The organism is Qipengyuania sp. B-5, assembly GCF_056857815.1.
On the sequence record NZ_JBSXNU010000036.1, the window covers coordinates 26244 to 41851 of the forward strand.

Annotated in this window: 17 protein-coding genes and 2 tRNA genes; 7 read left to right on the forward strand and 12 right to left on the reverse strand. The window is 60.5% G+C overall.

What is annotated here, in order from left to right; translation table 11 throughout:
* Window positions 1-113: 113 nt before the first annotated feature.
* On the reverse strand, window positions 114-542 hold the full coding sequence (locus AC13CE_RS05340) for a response regulator (protein WP_482971763.1): 429 nt from the start codon (window positions 540-542) through the stop codon (window positions 114-116).
* Between the two features lie 131 nt (window positions 543-673).
* A complete protein-coding gene (locus tag AC13CE_RS05345) occupies window positions 674-1840 on the reverse strand; it encodes an N-acetyltransferase (protein WP_482971764.1) in 1167 nt (388 codons plus the stop codon).
* Window positions 1841-1987: 147 nt separating this feature from the next.
* On the opposite strand from AC13CE_RS05345, the gene AC13CE_RS05350 reads away from it, so the two are divergent.
* Window positions 1988-3079: a fatty acid desaturase family protein gene (locus AC13CE_RS05350; RefSeq protein WP_482971765.1), complete on the forward strand. Its 1092-nt coding sequence runs from the start codon at window positions 1988-1990 to the stop codon at window positions 3077-3079.
* A gap of 80 nt (window positions 3080-3159) precedes the next feature.
* Here the strand turns inward: AC13CE_RS05350 and AC13CE_RS05355 are convergent, their stop codons facing one another.
* The 7 genes from AC13CE_RS05355 to AC13CE_RS05385 form a co-directional block, all read right to left on the reverse strand.
* Window positions 3160-3420 carry a hypothetical protein gene (locus AC13CE_RS05355; RefSeq protein WP_482971766.1) on the reverse strand — a complete coding sequence of 87 codons (261 nt, stop codon included), beginning with the start codon at window positions 3418-3420 and terminating at the stop codon, window positions 3160-3162.
* 68 nt (window positions 3421-3488) lie between these two features.
* Window positions 3489-4007: a GNAT family N-acetyltransferase gene (locus AC13CE_RS05360; RefSeq protein ID WP_482971767.1), complete on the reverse strand. Its 519-nt coding sequence runs from the start codon at window positions 4005-4007 to the stop codon at window positions 3489-3491.
* The gene (gene lptG, locus AC13CE_RS05365; RefSeq protein WP_221541019.1) at window positions 4004-5101 is read right to left on the reverse strand and encodes an LPS export ABC transporter permease LptG; all 1098 of its coding nucleotides are present in this window, start codon (window positions 5099-5101) and stop codon (window positions 4004-4006) included. The genes AC13CE_RS05360 and lptG overlap by 4 nt, the downstream gene beginning before the upstream one ends.
* Window positions 5101-6321 (reverse strand): LptF/LptG family permease, encoded by a 1221-nt coding sequence (locus AC13CE_RS05370; RefSeq protein ID WP_482971768.1) that lies wholly within the window; start codon window positions 6319-6321, stop codon window positions 5101-5103. Before AC13CE_RS05370 ends, lptG begins: the two co-directional genes overlap by 1 nt.
* 83 nt (window positions 6322-6404) lie before the next feature.
* Window positions 6405-6767, reverse strand: a complete 363-nt coding sequence (gene clpS, locus AC13CE_RS05375; protein ID WP_247710514.1) for an ATP-dependent Clp protease adapter ClpS — start codon at window positions 6765-6767, stop codon at window positions 6405-6407.
* Window positions 6768-6979: 212 nt separating this feature from the next.
* The gene (locus AC13CE_RS05380) at window positions 6980-7789 is read right to left on the reverse strand and encodes a phasin family protein (protein WP_482971769.1); all 810 of its coding nucleotides are present in this window, start codon (window positions 7787-7789) and stop codon (window positions 6980-6982) included.
* 118 nt (window positions 7790-7907) lie between these two features.
* Complete coding sequence (locus AC13CE_RS05385) at window positions 7908-9785, reverse strand: PHA/PHB synthase family protein (protein ID WP_482971775.1); 1878 nt, start codon at window positions 9783-9785, stop codon at window positions 7908-7910.
* A 138-nt stretch (window positions 9786-9923) separates the two neighbouring features.
* Between AC13CE_RS05385 and AC13CE_RS05390 the strand changes: the two genes are divergently transcribed.
* Window positions 9924-11108, forward strand: coding sequence for an LL-diaminopimelate aminotransferase (locus tag AC13CE_RS05390; RefSeq protein WP_482971770.1), 1185 nt, complete (start codon window positions 9924-9926; stop codon window positions 11106-11108).
* Window positions 11109-11120: 12 nt separating this feature from the next.
* A complete protein-coding gene (locus AC13CE_RS05395; RefSeq protein ID WP_482971771.1) occupies window positions 11121-11918 on the forward strand; it encodes a crotonase/enoyl-CoA hydratase family protein in 798 nt (265 codons plus the stop codon).
* 101 nt (window positions 11919-12019) lie between these two features.
* Here AC13CE_RS05395 and AC13CE_RS05400 read toward each other — a convergent pair whose 3' ends face one another.
* Window positions 12020-12304, reverse strand: coding sequence for a GIY-YIG nuclease family protein (locus AC13CE_RS05400; protein ID WP_482971772.1), 285 nt, complete (start codon window positions 12302-12304; stop codon window positions 12020-12022).
* Window positions 12305-12621: 317 nt separating this feature from the next.
* Here AC13CE_RS05400 and AC13CE_RS05405 point away from each other — a divergent pair, with 317 nt between their 5' ends.
* Complete coding sequence (locus AC13CE_RS05405) at window positions 12622-13332, forward strand: hypothetical protein (RefSeq protein ID WP_482971773.1); 711 nt, start codon at window positions 12622-12624, stop codon at window positions 13330-13332.
* Window positions 13333-13471: 139 nt separating this feature from the next.
* Here AC13CE_RS05405 and AC13CE_RS05410 read toward each other — a convergent pair whose 3' ends face one another.
* Window positions 13472-14251, reverse strand: coding sequence for an acyl-CoA thioesterase (locus tag AC13CE_RS05410; RefSeq protein ID WP_482971774.1), 780 nt, complete (start codon window positions 14249-14251; stop codon window positions 13472-13474).
* 124 nt (window positions 14252-14375) lie between these two features.
* Here AC13CE_RS05410 and AC13CE_RS05415 point away from each other — a divergent pair.
* Window positions 14376-14449, forward strand: a tRNA-Cys gene (locus tag AC13CE_RS05415).
* A 20-nt stretch (window positions 14450-14469) separates the two neighbouring features.
* Window positions 14470-14545 (forward strand) — tRNA-Thr (locus AC13CE_RS05420).
* Here AC13CE_RS05420 and AC13CE_RS05425 read toward each other — a convergent pair.
* On the reverse strand, window positions 14516-15124 hold the full coding sequence (locus AC13CE_RS05425; RefSeq protein WP_482971776.1) for a hypothetical protein: 609 nt from the start codon (window positions 15122-15124) through the stop codon (window positions 14516-14518). The genes AC13CE_RS05420 and AC13CE_RS05425 overlap by 30 nt on opposite strands.
* Between AC13CE_RS05425 and AC13CE_RS05430 the strand changes: the two genes are divergently transcribed.
* Window positions 15005-15340, forward strand: coding sequence for a hypothetical protein (locus AC13CE_RS05430; protein ID WP_482971777.1), 336 nt, complete (start codon window positions 15005-15007; stop codon window positions 15338-15340). The two genes, AC13CE_RS05425 and AC13CE_RS05430, sit on opposite strands and share 120 nt — an antisense overlap.
* Window positions 15341-15608 lie beyond the last annotated feature (268 nt).

The following is a 15608-nucleotide window of genomic DNA, read 5'->3' on the forward strand; positions in this document are numbered from 1 at the left end:
AGGCCTTCGCTTCAAGAGAGCGAAGGCCTTTTTTTAGGCTGGGACTCAATCCTGTTAACCCAACGAGGCCGCCATTGCCGAGAGGCGATGCAAAGGTCAGTGTGGAGTGATTGTCAATCCGTGCTGAGCGCGCCGCGCAGTCGCGAGATGATGCCCCTGCGTTTCGGTTCGTGCAGAAGCGCAATCAGGATCTCGGGTTCATAGGGCTTTTCGAGTATGCAACCCATGGCCGCGACATCTTCCGGAATATCGCGGGGCATGCCGGTCGAGAAGATAATTCTCGGGCTGTCCGGGCCGAGTGTACGGACTAGCTCTGCTATCGCCCAGCCATCGTCACGGTCGGCAAGATGAACATCCAGAACGATCACGTCAGGCTGCTTGCGGCGTAGCGCATCTAGCGCCGTCTCGGTTGACGGACAGATCTCCACCAAGGGAACGCCTGCGTCGAGCAAGGCCTGTTCGATGGTAAGGCCGATTATCGCATCATCTTCAACTACCAGAACATGGCCGGGGAAGGCTGAGGATGTTTTCGGCTTTTTCACGCGGTCCCTATCGATCCGTAAGGTGTCGGCCCCTAACGCTGGAGCTTCCTCATCATCGGAACGGCAGCGAAGACCGAGGAGTTCCCGCAGCGATCAATCTGCAACCGGTGCGTGTCCATGTCGCAACACCGTCAGGCCGGACTTATCGCCTTTTCGTAAATCGCGTATTCGCGATTGATCTTGCTTTCGATCGTATCGGCGATCGCTATCATTCCCTTGTTGTCGTCTAGGATCCATCCGATTTCGCCGCGCTTGCTGCCGTAATCGGCCACTGCGTTGCGGCGGATGTGCTCGATCATCATGAAAGCCAACTGACTGGCGAGCCGTGAGTTCTGGAATTCCCTGAGCACGCCCATCAACGGGACGCGCATTCCCGCACCCATCGGTTTGCGGAGCCAGCGCAGCAGGTGGAACCATCCAAAGGGAAACAGCCTCCCGTTCACTTTCTTCAACGTCTCGTTCATGTCTGGCAGGACCATCATGAAGGCAACCGGACGGCCGTCGAGTTCGGCGATCATGTTCAGGCGCGGCTTGATGATCGGCTTCATCTTTTTTGCGGCGTGATCGATTTCGGCCTCTGTAAACGGGACAAATCCCCAATTGCCTGACCAGGCATCGTTGAGGATGTGGAGCACGACGCGGATTTCTTCGTCCCATCGCTTCATCTCGATGGGCCGGATACGAATACGCTCGTTGCGTTCCCCAGAGGCGACGATGCGCTGCACGAGTTTGGGGAAGCCCGAGGTGATGTCGAGATCGTAGGTCAGCAGACGCTTGGTTTCGGTGAAGCCTTTTTTCTCGATCCAGCCTGCGTAATGGGCGGGATGGTGGCCCATCATGATCATTGGTGAATGGTCATGCCCTTTCACAAGCAGGCCGGGCTCTTCCCAGATGGAGAGGGAGATGGGGCCGATCATGCGCGTCATCCGTCTTTCGCGCAGCCATTCCTCGGCGCGGGTGAGCAGGGCGCCTGCCACGGTTTCGTCCTCGGCATCGAAATATCCGAACATGCCTGTGCCGGGCCCCATGCCCTGTTCGACCGGCAGTTCGAGCGCGAGATGGTCGATATGTGCGGCGATGCGACCGACCGGCCGGCCATCCCGGTAGGCGATGAAAAACCCAACGGTGGCGTGTCCGAAAAACGGGTTCTTGTCCGGATCGACCAGCTCAAGCTGTTCGGAACGTAACTGCGGGATCGAATGCTCTTCCCGCGCGGCGAATTGGCGTCCGAGATCGACGAAGGCTGCACGGCCCTGCTTGCCTTCGACCGGTTCGATAACAATATTTGCGTCCGACACCTGTATTCCTTCATTCAGCCGCGGTTAGCCCTGTGTTGGGCAATTGATCTTTGTCAAGGAATCGCGCGAACGCGATCACTATGATCGACAGCGGACACTGTATTTTCTCGCGTATCTGACCTAAAGGCACCCTCAGGAAAATCGACCATGAATGCCGAACAGCCCATCATTGCCTCCAGCGACGCGAGCGCACCGCGCGAGCGCGGCTGGCATTCGCAGATCGCAGACGACAAGGCGATGCTGCGTGCTGCCCGCGACCTGACCAAGGATATCGCGGAGGCGCGGGCCGCCATCTACTGGCCGGACATGTTGGGATCGGCGCTGGTCGGTTATGTCACGCTGGCAGCGGCAATCCTGATCGAAAATACTGCCTTGGCGGTTGTGCTGGGGATCGTTTCGGCGCTGACCTTATATCGCGCACTTCTGTTCATTCACGAGATTTCGCATCTTCACCGTGACGCGCTGCCCGGCTTTCGCACGGGCTGGAACCTGTTCGTGGGCATACCGATGCTGACGCCCTCCTTCATGTATGAAGGCGTGCACACGCTGCATCACAAGCGCACCCAATACGGCACCGTGGAAGATCCGGAGTACCTCCCACTCGCACTGATGAAACCATGGAGCCTGCCGCTCTTCGTGTTGATCGCGCTGCTGGCGCCGGTCGCGCTGCTATTTCGATTTGCCGTGCTGGTGCCGCTTGGTGCGGTCATCCCCCGGATCCGTCAGGTGACCTGGCAGCGCTTCTCGGCGCTCGCTATCAATCCGGAATTTCGCCGGCGTCCGCCCGAAGGTAATCTGAAGCGCCGCGTGTTCTGGCAGGAAGCAGGCGGTTTTATCTGGTCCTGGGTCTTGATCGGTAGCGTTTTCGCGTTTGGCTGGCGGCCGTTGCTGATCGCTCTGGCCGTTGTCTCCGTAACGGCAACGCTTAACCAGTTGCGCACGCTGGTAGCCCATTTATGGGAAAACGAGGGCGAGGCGATGACCGTGACTGCCCAGTTTCTCGACAGCGTCAACGTACCGCCGCCCGGCATGATCGCTGAGATTTGGGCACCGGTCGGCCTGAGGTATCACGCGCTGCATCACCTGATGCCGTCAATGCCCTACCACTCCCTGCCCGAAGCGCACCGCCGACTGGTTGGCGAACTGGGCGAAGATTCGACCTATCACGGGGCCAACCATGCCGGAATGGGCGTGCTCGTCGCCAGAATTGCCCGCAGCACCATGGGCCGTATGCGTTAAATACGAAAAAAGAGCCGCTCCACTCGGTGATTGGAAGCGGCTCTTTCCGAACACGGGCCATGCGACCCAGTGGCCTAACTTTATCTGTCGGCGTCGACCTCTGCCTGAACGCCGTCTTCGCTGATCGTGGCGTCGACATCGGCGCCATCGATGGTCACGCTCGATCCTTCTTCGTCTTCAACCTGCGCAGGCTCGGTAACGACGGTGGTTTCGGTAGGCGCGGGTTCGGTCACCACGGTGGTGTCGGTGCCGTCGGTGCCTTCGTCGGCCGGCGCATTGGCTTCGGCGCAGGCGCCAAGGCTGATCGCAGCGGCGAGGGCGGGAATAGCAAACTTCTTCATGCCAAACCTCCTTTGTGGCAGCATTGTGGCAGTAATGCGCCGCAAATGAGGCGGTTCCCGAGAATGTGTCAGTCGAGAAACTTGATCATTGCGCAGCGGCGTTCGCGCGGAAGCCCTGCATCGGCTGCCGCTTCGAGCGATCGCAACAGATGAGGGCGGTCTTCGAGGTTCTCTATCTCGACGAATCCATGGCGTGCGTAGAAGGGTCCGTTCCAGGGGATGTCGCGATAGGTATCGAGCGTTATTGCGCTCACCCCGCAATTGCGCGCATCGATTATCAGTGCCCGGAGCAATGTTCCGCCGATCCCGCGCCCTTGTTGCTTCCGGGCGACACTGAGTTCGTGCAGGTGGAGTTCGCGTCCGACCCTACCCGCAGCAGCAAAGCCTGCAACCTGGCCTTCGATGGTGGCAGCAAGGCAATTGCCCCTGGCAATCACCCCCCGGTAGTGTTCTGCGCTCTTCGACTGCGGCACCGGAATTCCTTCCAGTGAGGGCTCCTCACGCAAGAGGCTGGCCGCATCTTCTTCGACCCGCTGGAACGCATCGGCATCATCCGGCCGCGCCAGCCTGATCGAGAATTCGTTCATTCTTCCGTGCGGATAAGCACGGTTTCACCGATCAGCGCAAACAGGAAGAAGGGTCCCCAGGCTGCCAGCAATGGAGGATAGCCGCCGAAATTGCCCATGGCGAGTGCGGCATTGTCGACCACGAAATAAGCGAAGCCCAGAGCCATGCCGATCAGTGCGCGCACGAAGAGCTGGCCCGACCGGGCGAGACCGAATGCGGCGACAGCGCCCAGCAACGGCATCAGAAAGGACGACAGCGGGCCGGACAGCTTGTGCCACCATTTCGCGCGCATTTCGCCGGTGCGGCGCCCGGCCTCCTCGAATGCGTCGATCTGCGCACCCAGCGTCCAGAAGGGAACTGCGTCGGGATCGATCTGCGCAAGGTCGATCTGATCAGGTGTCAGACCTTCGCCCACCACGATGCTGCTGGCTTCGTTCGATGATGCGCTGGCGACATCGAAACGCGTGATATCATCGAGCCTCCAGCCCGGACCTGCATAGGTCGCTCGCGCTGCATCCACCTGTTCGATGATCGCACCATCCGGGCTGCGTCGATACCACGTCACGTCGGTCATGCGGATGTCTGCCCCGCTACCCGCCAGCTGGGCTGCGGTCAGCACGTTGGTCCCATCTGCCAGGTACACATTGGCGCGGACGCTTGATTCTTCCGGTATCGGGCCCCATTCCGCCGCCTCCCACGCCTTGAGGGTTGCTGTGGAGCGCGTTACGACGCGTTCGTTGAATGCGAAGCTTGCTCCGCCCACGACAAGCGCGGTGAGCAATAGCGGGGCAAGCACCTGGTGTGCGGATAGTCCCGCCGCCTTCATCGCGACGACTTCGCTGTTCTGATTCAGGGTCACCAGGGTGATCAATGTGGCCAACAGCACCGAATACGGCAGGAAGCGTTGCACCAGCTGCGGTGCGCGCATGCCGGCATAGGTGAGCAGTTCGCCCTGACCGTTACCCGGTACCGCCAGGATTTTTCCGCTGTTGGACAGCAGGTCGAGCATCAGCAGCACCAGCACGAGCATGACCAGCACTGCCAGAATGCGAAGAACGAACATCTTGGCGAGATATTTGGTCAGGGTGGCCGATGGAAAAAAGTCCAGCTGCATCAGGCTTCTGCCTCATCTTGGACGACACGCTGCCGACGGCGAAACAATCGGCCCAGGCGTTTCGTCATTTTGGCAAGCCAGTTTTCGAGCGCCCCGATCGCCTGCCCGCCGGGCACAAATGCCACGCGGTGATACATCCACAGGATCAGGGCTGCGAAAATGAAGAAGGGCAGCCACAGGGCGACCAGCGGGTCGACTATACCTAGCGCGCCGACATCCTCCCCGTACTGGTTCACCTTGTGATAGGCTACGACCATCACGATGGAAAGAAACACGCCAAGTGCGCTGGTACTTCGTTTGGGCGGTATGCCGAGCGCCACTGCCAGCAGCGGCATCAGGGCCATCATCACCACTTCCACGAGCCGGAAGTTGAAGCTTGCCTGGGAGGCATCGCGCTTCGTTTCGCTGGCCTCGTCCGCCCAGCCGATACGCAGGAGTTCGGGCAGGATATACTCGCGCTCGTCTTCGCCGCGGGCGCGGAATTCCTCGATCGCGGGAAGGTCGATCGGGAGGTCGTGCCGGGTGAAGGTCAACACACGGGGCGTCTGGCTGCCGGTATCCTGCACGATCGTGCCGTCGGTCAGGCGCAGGATGATCGTGTCCGGATCATCGGTCGTCGCCAGGAAGGAGCCTTCCCTTGCACTGATCGAAAGCACCTGGCCCCGGTCGTTGGCGACGCGGGCGAAAATCCCCATTAATCGACGACCGTCGTTCTCGCTCTCCTCGATACGCAGCGCCATGCGATCGGCGATGGTATTGAATTCGCCTACCTTGATGGAAGCGCCCAGCGCGCCGGAACGCAGGTCGTATTCCAATCTTTCATAGGTGAAGCGACTGACCGGCTGGACGAAGAACACCAGCGCCACATTGACCGCCATCAGCACGGCAGTAATCGCGAAGGGCACCCGCAGGAGCCGTCCGTAGCTCATGCCGACGGCGCGCAGGACGTCGAGTTCGCTGGTGGTGGCGAGTTTGCGGAAGGCGAGCAATATGCCCAGCAACAGTCCCAGCGGGATGGCGAGACTGGCATATTCGGGCAGGAGCGTGGCCAGCATCTTGAATACCACGCCTACCGGGCCGCCTTCGACGGCTACGAAATCGAGGAGCCGCAGCATCTTGTCCAGCACCAGCAGCGAGGCCGCCAGCGCGAACACGCCCAGCATGGGTACGATCACCAGCCGGAAGATGTAGCGGTCGATTGCGGGAAGGAAATTAAGCACTCGGTTTCCGGACTTTGGGTCGCTTGGCCAAAGGCCCTAGCGCGAAAATCCCAATGCGTCATGCCCTAGCTGCGCTGATGGCTTTACGCCTTCTCCAGTGTGCACTGGAGCGGGTGCTGGTTCTGGCGGGCGAAATCCATCACCTGGTTGACCTTGGTTTCGGCGACTTCGTAGGGGAAGATTCCGCAGACGCCGACGCCCTTCTGGTGAACGTGGAGCATCACGCGCGTGGCCTCTTCCATATCCATGCGGAAAAAGCGCTTCAGCACGATGACGACGAACTCCATCGGAGTGTAATCGTCGTTCAGCAGCAGCACCTTGTACTGGCTGGGTTTCTTGGGTTTGGCGCGCGTCTTGGTGGCGATGCCGACCTGGCCGTCGCCTTCGCGAGTATCGTCATCGCCTTTCCCGGCGCGGATCGATTGGAGACGTGTGGGGTGGGTCATCGCAGGCGCCAATATCGTAAGCCTGTCCAAAATCGCAAGCGGTGAGCGACAGGCAATGGCTGATCAGGGTCAAGAAAACGTCAAGAGACGATCGAGCGCCCCCTAAAAGCAAACGGGCCGGACGACACGATTGTGCCATCCGACCCGCCGTTTCCAACTGCCGGGCAAGGGAGAGAGGAGAGAGATGCCCGGCGGGTTGAAGTTCGTATTGGTTATGCGGCCTTGCGGATCTTTTCTGCGGCGAGGCTCATGCGGCTCGACAGCGGAGCGAAGGCTTCGTTGGCCAGTTTGAGCATGGCTTCGGTGTTCTTCGAGGTGGTCGAAACCATGGCGTCGAAGTTGCGGCGCGCGATTTCGCCCTGCAGCTGGAAGAGCTCGGTCGGCGACTTGATCGCGGCGAACTTCTTCACATCGCCCTGGACGGTTTCGGCGGCCGACTTGGCTTCTTCGACATAGGTGCGGCCCATGTCCTGCACGCCCGAGGCGAGAATCTTGCCCGATTCGATCAGAGCTTCGATGTTGCCCTTCTGGAATTCGACTGCGTCCTGGGTGATTTCGCTGCCCTTGTCGTAAGCTGCCTTGGCGCGGGTCTGCAGGTCTGCAGCCATTTCCTTCGCCTTGGCGGTGTAATCGGTGGTCTTGGCGTTCTTGGCGGTGGCCATGATGGTATCCTTCAATTTGATGATCGGGGTCTTCGAGGTCTTGGTGGCGGCCTTTTTGGCCGGAACAGCCTTCTTCGCGGCAATTTTTTTCGGGGCTGTCTTCTTGGCAACCGGCTTCTTCTTTGCCGGCGCTTTCTTGGCGGCGACCTTCTTCGCCTTAACCGGAGCCGCCTTGGCGGCGGGCTTTTCGGCAGGAGCGGCAACCGCCTTGGCGACCGCGTCCGTCTTCACGGGTGCAGTCTTATCAGCGTCCACGGCCTTCTCGACAGCCTTGGCGCTAACCTCGGACGTCTTCTTGGCGGCAGCCTCGGCATAAGCCTTCTCTGCAGCGGCATCGATTTTGGTCTGGCTCTCGGCCATGGGAAACCTCGCTTTTGTTGCAGTGCACAAAATAGGCATTGCAGGTGCGAAGTCAAGGATTTTTTGTGCGCTGCAACATAAACGACAAATGTGCCGAATTCCAGAGTATTACCTGGCTTTACCGGGTCGCCACATAGCGCCCGGGTGCATCCTCTATCACCTTGTCACCCTTGCCGCCGGGCTTCCGCTTGCCACTGGCGGCGACGGTCTCGCCGTCCTGTTCACGCAGCCAGTCGATCCAGTCGGGCCACCAGCTACCGGGATGTTCTTCGGCACCTTCGCGGAATTCGGCAAGGCTGCGAGGCTCGCCGTCATTGGTCCAGTACTGATACTTGCCGGAGGAAGGCGGGTTCACGACGCCTGCGATATGACCCGACCCGGCGAGTACGAATCTTATCGGCCCGGTGAAATGGTCCTTGAGGCGCCACACGCTTTCGGCGGGGGCGATATGGTCTTCCTTGCCCGCCTGCACATAGGTGGGCGTTTTCACCAGCCCCAGGTCGATCGGCGTATTGTCGATGCTCAGCGCATCGGCCTCCACCAGGCGATTGTCCCTGTAAAGATCGCGCAGATACTGCTCGTGCCATTTGGCAGGCAGGTTGGTGACATCGCCGTTCCAGTGGAGCAGGTCGAAAGCCGGATAGTCTTCACCCAACAAGTAGTTGTTGACGACGTAGTTCCAGATCAGGTCCGTCCCGCGCAGCAGGTTGAACGTCGCCGCCATATAGCGTCCGTCCAGATAGCCATCGGGGGACAATGCCTTGATGGCACCCAATTGCTGGTCGTCGACGAAGTTGAGCAGTTCGCCCGCCTTCTCGAAGTCGACCTGCGCGGTGAAAAAGGTCGCGCTCTTGACTTTATCCTCTTCGCCCCGCCGGTGAAGCAGTGCCAGCGTGGCGGCCAGCGTAGTGCCAGCGACACAATATCCGATCGTATGAACGTTCGGCACGTCGAGACGCACGCGGATATGGTCGATCGCATCTATCTGCGCGCGGACATAATCGTCCCACACCACATCCTTCATGCTTGCATCGGCCGATTTCCAGCTGACCATGAACACGGTCACGCCCTGTTCGACAGCCCATTTCACGAAGCTCTTCTTCTCGTTAAGGTCGAGAATGTAGAACCGGTTGATCCAGGGCGGGAAGATCACGAGCGGGGTCGCCAGCACCTTCTCGGTGGTCGGGGTGTACTGGATCAGCTGGTACAGCGGCGTTTCATGCACAACCTTGCCCGGCGTGGTGGCGATATTCTCGCCCAGCGTGAAAGCCGATGCATCGGTGTGCGAAAGCTGCCCGCGCCGCATATCGGCCAGGAGATGCTCCATGCCTTTCACCAGGTTCCGGCCCCGCGTCTCCATCGTGCGTTCCATCACCACCGGATTCAGGAGGGGAAAATTCGCCGGGCTTGCCGCCTCGGTGATGGCCTTGGTGGTAAAGCGCAGCTGGTCGCGCTGGTGAGGGCTTAGCCCTTCCATCCTGTCGACCATCTCGCCGACGCGCTCGGCAAGGAAAAGATAGGTCTGGTGGATCAATGCATAGGCGGGATGCGCGCGCCATTTCTCGTCGGCGAACCGCCGGTCCTTCCGCGGCAGTTCGATATCGTCACCGGACTTGTCCGAGGCTTTGGGACCCAGGCCGTACTGACCCAGCACGTCCTGCCACAGCTTCATGCCTTCTTCCCACAGTGCCTGCTGCTGTTCCGTCTGCGCGAGTGGCATCTGCCGGTACCAGTCGGTAGCAAGCGCCATCCAGCGCGCCGGATCGAAATAGGGCACCAGCGCCTGCGGATTGCTCATCTGCTCTGCCTGATATTCGGCCCACAGCGCCTGCAGCCTGGTGTTCGTCTCCGCCCATGCCTGCACATCTTCCGGCGTCATGGCGGCGCCCGTCATCGCGGAAGGATCGATCGCCCCGGTCATCGGCGCGAACATCGCACGCACCAGTTTGGCCGGGTGCTCGTAGAGATTGGTGAATGGATCGGGCGTTTCGGTCATCATCGTTCCTTCGCGCGTGGGCCAAGCGCTGTTTGTCACGGACCTAGAAGAATCCGCAAGCCCGCGCATCTATCCCGTTTGCGCCTGCCGCCTGAATAGGTAATCAGTATGACCTAACCAATGCGCCACGGAGCCTAAATGTCCGACGAATTCTACCGCATCAAACGCCTGCCTCCCTATGTGATTGCAGAGGTCAACGCGATGCGGCACGCAGCGCGGCGGGCAGGGCGCGACATAATCGACCTGGGCATGGGCAATCCCGACCAGCCCCCGCCGCAGCATGTGATCGACAAATTGTGCGAAGTGGCCGCCAAGCCCAGCGCGCATGGATATTCGCAGTCCAAGGGCATTCCGGGCCTGCGCAAGGCCCAGGCGAAGTATTACCAGACCCGTTTCGGCGTCGATCTCGATCCGGAAAGCGAAGTTGTCGTGACCATGGGGTCGAAAGAGGGGTTGTCCTCGATGGCCACGGCGATCACCGCACCGGGCGACGTGGTGCTGGCGCCGAGCCCGAGCTACCCGATCCACACCTTCGGCTTCATCATTGCCGGCGCCACGATCCGCAGCGTGCCGACGACGCCCGACGAGCGCTACTGGCGCGCGCTCGACAGCGCCATGGCCTATACCGTGCCGCGCCCCACCGTGCTGGTGGTGAATTACCCTAGCAACCCCACCGCAGAGGTGGTCGATGCCGAATTCTATCAGCGGCTGGTCGACTGGGCGCGCGAGAACAAGGTCTGGATCATGTCCGACCTAGCCTATTCGGAACTCTATTATGACGGCAGGCCGACGCCCTCGATCCTGCAGGCCGAGGGGGCGAAGGAGGTCGCGGTCGAGTTTACCTCCATGTCAAAGACATACTCGATGGCCGGCTGGCGCATGGGCTTCGCCGTCGGCAACCGGCAACTGATCTCGGCGCTTACGCGGGTGAAGTCCTATCTTGATTACGGCGCTTTTACCCCGATCCAGGCCGCAGCCTGCGCCGCGCTCAACGGCCCCCAGGACGTGGTCGAGCAGAACCGGCAGCGCTACCAGCACCGGCGTGACGTAATGGTCGAAAGCTTTGGCCGCGCGGGCTGGGACATTCCCGTTCCGGCCGCCAGCATGTTCGCGTGGGCGCCCCTCCCGCCGGGGTTCGAAGACATGGGCAGCCTCGAATTTTCCAAGCAATTGCTCGAGCACGCCGGTGTCGCCGTGGCGGCGGGCGTCGGCTATGGCGAAGAGGGCGAAGGCTATGTCCGCATCGCCATGGTCGAGAACGAGCAACGCATCCGCCAGGCGGCGCGCAATGTGAAGAAATTCCTCGCCGAGCATGCACGGTAACTGGAGAAAGCGATGAGCACCGACCGCGTCACGATCGACCTTGCCGACAACGGTGTCGCACAGGTTCGCTTCAACCGCCCCGACAAGATGAATGCGCTCGATCCGGCGCAGTTCGAGGCGATTATCGCCGCGGGCGAGGAGCTAAGGACGATGAAGGGCCTGCGCGCCGTGGTGCTGGCGGGCGAAGGGCGGGCCTTCTGCGCCGGGCTCGACCTGTCGAACTTCACCGCCGCGCCCGATGATGAGCGCAAGCCGCTGACCGAGCGCACCCACGGCAATGCCAACCTGTTCCAGGAAGTCGCCATGACCTGGCGCAAATGCCCCGTGCCGGTGATCGCGGCGGTCCACGGCGTGTGCTTCGGTGGCGGGCTGCAGATCGCCAGCGGGGCCGACATTCGCGTGGTCCACCCTGCAACGCGCATGGCGATTATGGAAATGAAGTGGGGGCTGGTGCCCGACATGGGTGGTTATGCGCTGTGGCGCGGGTTGGTGCGCGACGATCACTTGCGCGAACTGGTCTATACCAACCGTGAATTCTCCGGGCAGGAGGCGCTCAGCCTCGGCCTCGCCACGCACGTCACCGAAGATCCGCTGGGTATGGCAAACGAGATCGCTAACGAAATCGCCAACCGAAATCCCGAAGCGATCCGCGGAGCGAAACGCCTTTCCGAAGCGATGCTCGAACAATCGGGCGACGACATCCTGATGGCCGAAAGCGTCGAACAGGCGGCGGTGATCCGCACGCCGAACCAGATCGAGGCGGTGATGGCGGGAATGCAGAAACGGGCGGCGAACTTCACCGACGGGTAAGCGGCGGGAATGTCGGCTATCGACGCCATTTCGGTCATTCCCCGCATCCGCTCAGCCTGAGCCTGTCGAAGGCCACGGGCAGGGAGCCGGCAACGAGAGCCTCAACGCTGGCGGTTTCTGGCGAGGTTTGAAACTCTGTCCCAATCGCCAGCAATAAGAGCCTCCTTCTTCGCTCTACTCCAGCCCTTGAGTTGGCGCTCCGCGTTGAAGGCTTCTTCTCGCGTCGGAAAATCCTGAGACCATACCATCTCCACGGGCAGGCGTTTGGCTGAGTAACCTCCGAATGCTCCGTTCCGATGCTGGGCCAAGCGCAGATCCAGATCCTCCGTATGGCCTGCATAATAGCTGCCATCGTTGCATCGGAGCAGGTAAGTGAAGAAGGCCATTCCAAGGGTTTAACCTCGGCGAGTGGCCTTCGACAAGCTCAGGCTGAGCGGGTGTGGTGTGAAGGCGAGTTGGGTAGATCACCACCCCAAAGTCGGACGTTCCAGCCTGATTTCCCGGGACAGTATACCTAATTCAGTTCCATGATACTGGCGTGGGATGTTGGCTGACAACGATCGCAGCTTGCGCTGGGATGACGAAGTCGGGCGGAGTGATTCCGGTGGGCGTTGTTGGCTTTCTCCATGCCAACGCCATCACGTCCAACCTATTGTGAAAAAATCACTTTCCTACACACGCCGGATTTGTCTTGACCTCGTGGATGACCATACATCCACTCCCCAGCTCGCTCGAGCGGCCCGGCGTTTCCGCTGCCCCGCTTGCTCCTGAAACCAATAGCGAAGCCGTTGAAGCAGACTCTAAGGAAGTGCTTCCCGCGCCCGCCGATCCGCTGCGCCATGACGGCTGGACCCCCGCCCGGCAGGCGGCGTTCCTGCGCGAGCTGGCGGCGACGCATAATGTCGCCGCGGCGGCACGGGCGGTGGGGATGAGCCGGCAGTCGGCCTACAAGCTGCGCGCCCGGCTGCACGGCACGCCGTTCGACAAGGGCTGGGAGGCAGCCTTCGTCACCCGTTTCGATGTGCTGGCCGAAGCCGCTCTCGATCGCGCGCTCAACGGGGTCGAGGTGCCGCATTATTACAATGGCGAACTGATCGGCACATCGCGCCGCTATGACGAGCGGCTGACGCTGGCGCTGCTGGCCATGCGCGGCAATCTTGTTCGCAAACCAATCAGCGACTTCGATCCCTCCAGTGCCTTCGAAAGCGACGATCTGGCCGCGCTGAGCGATCGCGTCGAACAAGGGGCCGGAGGCATGGCGGGTGGCCCCCGACGAGGAACTCGATGTGCGCTACGGGGTAGTCCGGAACGAAGAGACGGACGAAACGGACGAGACGGAAGAAACAAACGAGGCAGACGAAGCAGAAGAGACGGGAGAGATAGACGCGGCAGACGAAGCTGGTGTGGCGGATGAAACCGGCGCGGAGAGCAGCGACGCAAATGCGGCCGGGGGCGGGGCCAATATACGATCTGTCACCTGCAGAATATTATAAAAAATGCTATATTTCAATGCACTGCTGGCGATATGCCTGGTTGACACACTGTCGCTTTCGTCACCCGAACACCGCCACGCATTGCATGCCGTCCATCACCTGTTGCCCGTCCGCATTCCACAGCCGCAGCCGCTCGCTGGAATAGCCCTCCGCCGCGTGCTGGCTGGCGTTTTCGGACAGCCACCAGCCGTCGCGGGTGGCAGGCCGGGTGTCGAGCAGGTTGAAGCTCCAGTTGATCGAACTGATCGGGCCCTGGCGCTGCATCGCGCGCATAGCACCGGGCGGCATGACATCGCCCAGCAGGATAAGTTCGCTTACCGGATCGAGGCCCTCGCGATCGGCAAGGCGTGCCCAGCGGCGAACCACAGGCTCGCCGGGTCCGCGCAGGTCCTGTGCGCGGCGTAGCTCGAAATTGTTCTGGATGAAGGCGGGGCCCATGCCTTCCATCACTTGTTCCGCATTTTCGGGCGGACCCGGCCAGTCGGCAATCTCCGCTGCTTCATGCTCGGCGTTCGGTTCGCGCTCCGTGCCGAATAGCCAGAAGGCGGTGAGTGTGCAGCGGCCCTCGCACCAGAGCTCGCTACGGACCTGCGTCACATTGCGTCCCTGCCTTACGATTTCGCGCTTCAGTTCGACCTCCGGCCCGGTTGGAGCGACGAATGCCACCTGGCCTGCGCGCAGCGGCGGCAGATCGGGGAAGGCCCGCACGGCGGCAGTATAGGCGATCAGCGCCGAAGCGCCGCCATATAGCGTGCGGCCCTGCAGCCAATGGTCGAGATTGTCGAAGCGGACGGAGCCGCCCTCGGCGGTGATCGGATTGGTAAGGCTGGCGATACTCATGCCTCTCCATTGCGCCTGCAGCGCAAGACGTCCAGACTGACGTTACGTAAGCCGGTGCGCAAGGCGATTGCATTGCTCCGGCAGAATCGCTAGTGGGCCGCTTCCCGTCCGAGAGGCCGGGCGAGGCCCGATGGCGGAGTGGTTACGCAGAGGACTGCAAATCCTTGCACGCCGGTTCGATTCCGGCTCGGGCCTCCACTTCTCTGAATAGAGAATGTGCCGCTTTAGCTCAGTTGGTAGAGCACATCATTCGTAATGATGGGGTCACGTGTTCGAGTCACGTAAGCGGCACCACCCCCGGTCAAAAATGGGCACTTCGCCCATTTCGGGGTTTGCGTTGGCGATCAGCGCCTTCTCTAGGGCATCCTTTGTGCCAAAGATCCGCACTTCATCGTTGGTCAGTTCGACCTTCCCAACGAACAGGCGAACGTATGCGACTTGAAATTTTGGGTCTCCCTCCCGCAAGGCTTTTGAAATGCGTTTTGCGAAGCCTTCAATCATCTTTTCATCAATGCGAGCTTTCGATCTCGAAAGCTGAAGCTCAAGACTTTTCTCCTCTGCCCTGAGTGTAGATTTTCGTGATTGGTTGTGCGCCATTCTTTGGACGAAAATCGGATCGGCAGCCTGCATGGCTCCAGACTCGATCATTGTGTGCAAGTTGCTGATAGCCTTGTCCACCTTGGTAAGTTCCGATCTGGTCATCGCCAGATCTTTGCGACGGTTCTTCTCCAAGCTTTCGGATCGAGCCAGCAGATGCTCAAGGAGTTCAATGAAACGATCGCGACGGAAGATGCGCTTGATGAGCTGATCGATTACAATTTTATCGAGGTCCTCACGGCGGATGGCTTTCAGACTACAGGTGTGTGCGCCCATATTCACGCGGGCCCGGCAAGTGTAGTAATGGTACTGTCCGCCCCTATGCCCTTCCTGCTCGAAGACGTGGTGAAGGAACAGGGAGGCAAATTTTCGAAAGGCTGCACCTTTGAAATCCATGTCGTCCAAGACGGTTTGCTGATCACAAGTCAGAATCCGCCTTCGAGCGAGCAGGCGGCGAAAAAACTGCTCAAAGCTCTCGCCAGCCTGGATTAGCGGCGTCCGACGTTTCTCGCCGAGCCTATATCATCCGGACGGGCTCGGCAAGTTCTTCGACCTGCTTTGATGTGGTCGTGCTAATAGGGCCCTTTACACTAAACCTAGCCAAAAGCAGTCCGTCAGCAACCGGCCCTATTCTGTTGAAAAACTCCTCTTGCGAAGAGAGCGAGCCGCTGATTCAGTGTTCTTCGTAATCAGGAGATTTGCTGATGATGGGCGAGCGAACGGTGATGCAGGAGGCGCTGTTCTACAGCTTCCGCATCGA

Excerpts from the sequence above, each read along its gene's own strand:
- AC13CE_RS05350 (WP_482971765.1), top strand. The coding sequence starts at position 1,988 with ATGAATGCCGAACAGCCCATCATTGCCTCCAGCGACGCGAGCGCACCG.
- AC13CE_RS05355 (WP_482971766.1), bottom strand. The coding sequence starts at position 3,420 with ATGAAGAAGTTTGCTATTCCCGCCCTCGCCGCTGCGATCAGCCTTGGC.
- AC13CE_RS05360 (WP_482971767.1), bottom strand. The coding sequence starts at position 4,007 with ATGAACGAATTCTCGATCAGGCTGGCGCGGCCGGATGATGCCGATGCG.
- lptG (WP_221541019.1), bottom strand. The coding sequence starts at position 5,101 with ATGCAGCTGGACTTTTTTCCATCGGCCACCCTGACCAAATATCTCGCC.
- clpS (WP_247710514.1), bottom strand. The coding sequence starts at position 6,767 with ATGACCCACCCCACACGTCTCCAATCGATCCGCGCCGGGAAAGGCGAT.
- AC13CE_RS05380 (WP_482971769.1), bottom strand. The coding sequence starts at position 7,789 with ATGGCCGAGAGCCAGACCAAAATCGATGCCGCTGCAGAGAAGGCTTAT.
- AC13CE_RS05385 (WP_482971775.1), bottom strand. The coding sequence starts at position 9,785 with ATGACCGAAACGCCCGATCCATTCACCAATCTCTACGAGCACCCGGCC.
- AC13CE_RS05390 (WP_482971770.1), top strand. The coding sequence starts at position 9,924 with ATGTCCGACGAATTCTACCGCATCAAACGCCTGCCTCCCTATGTGATT.
- AC13CE_RS05395 (WP_482971771.1), top strand. The coding sequence starts at position 11,121 with ATGAGCACCGACCGCGTCACGATCGACCTTGCCGACAACGGTGTCGCA.
- AC13CE_RS05400 (WP_482971772.1), bottom strand. The coding sequence starts at position 12,304 with ATGGCCTTCTTCACTTACCTGCTCCGATGCAACGATGGCAGCTATTAT.
- AC13CE_RS05405 (WP_482971773.1), top strand. The coding sequence starts at position 12,622 with ATGACCATACATCCACTCCCCAGCTCGCTCGAGCGGCCCGGCGTTTCC.
- AC13CE_RS05410 (WP_482971774.1), bottom strand. The coding sequence starts at position 14,251 with ATGAGTATCGCCAGCCTTACCAATCCGATCACCGCCGAGGGCGGCTCC.
- AC13CE_RS05430 (WP_482971777.1), top strand. The coding sequence starts at position 15,005 with ATGCTCAAGGAGTTCAATGAAACGATCGCGACGGAAGATGCGCTTGAT.
- AC13CE_RS05425 (WP_482971776.1), bottom strand. The coding sequence starts at position 15,124 with ATGGGCGCACACACCTGTAGTCTGAAAGCCATCCGCCGTGAGGACCTC.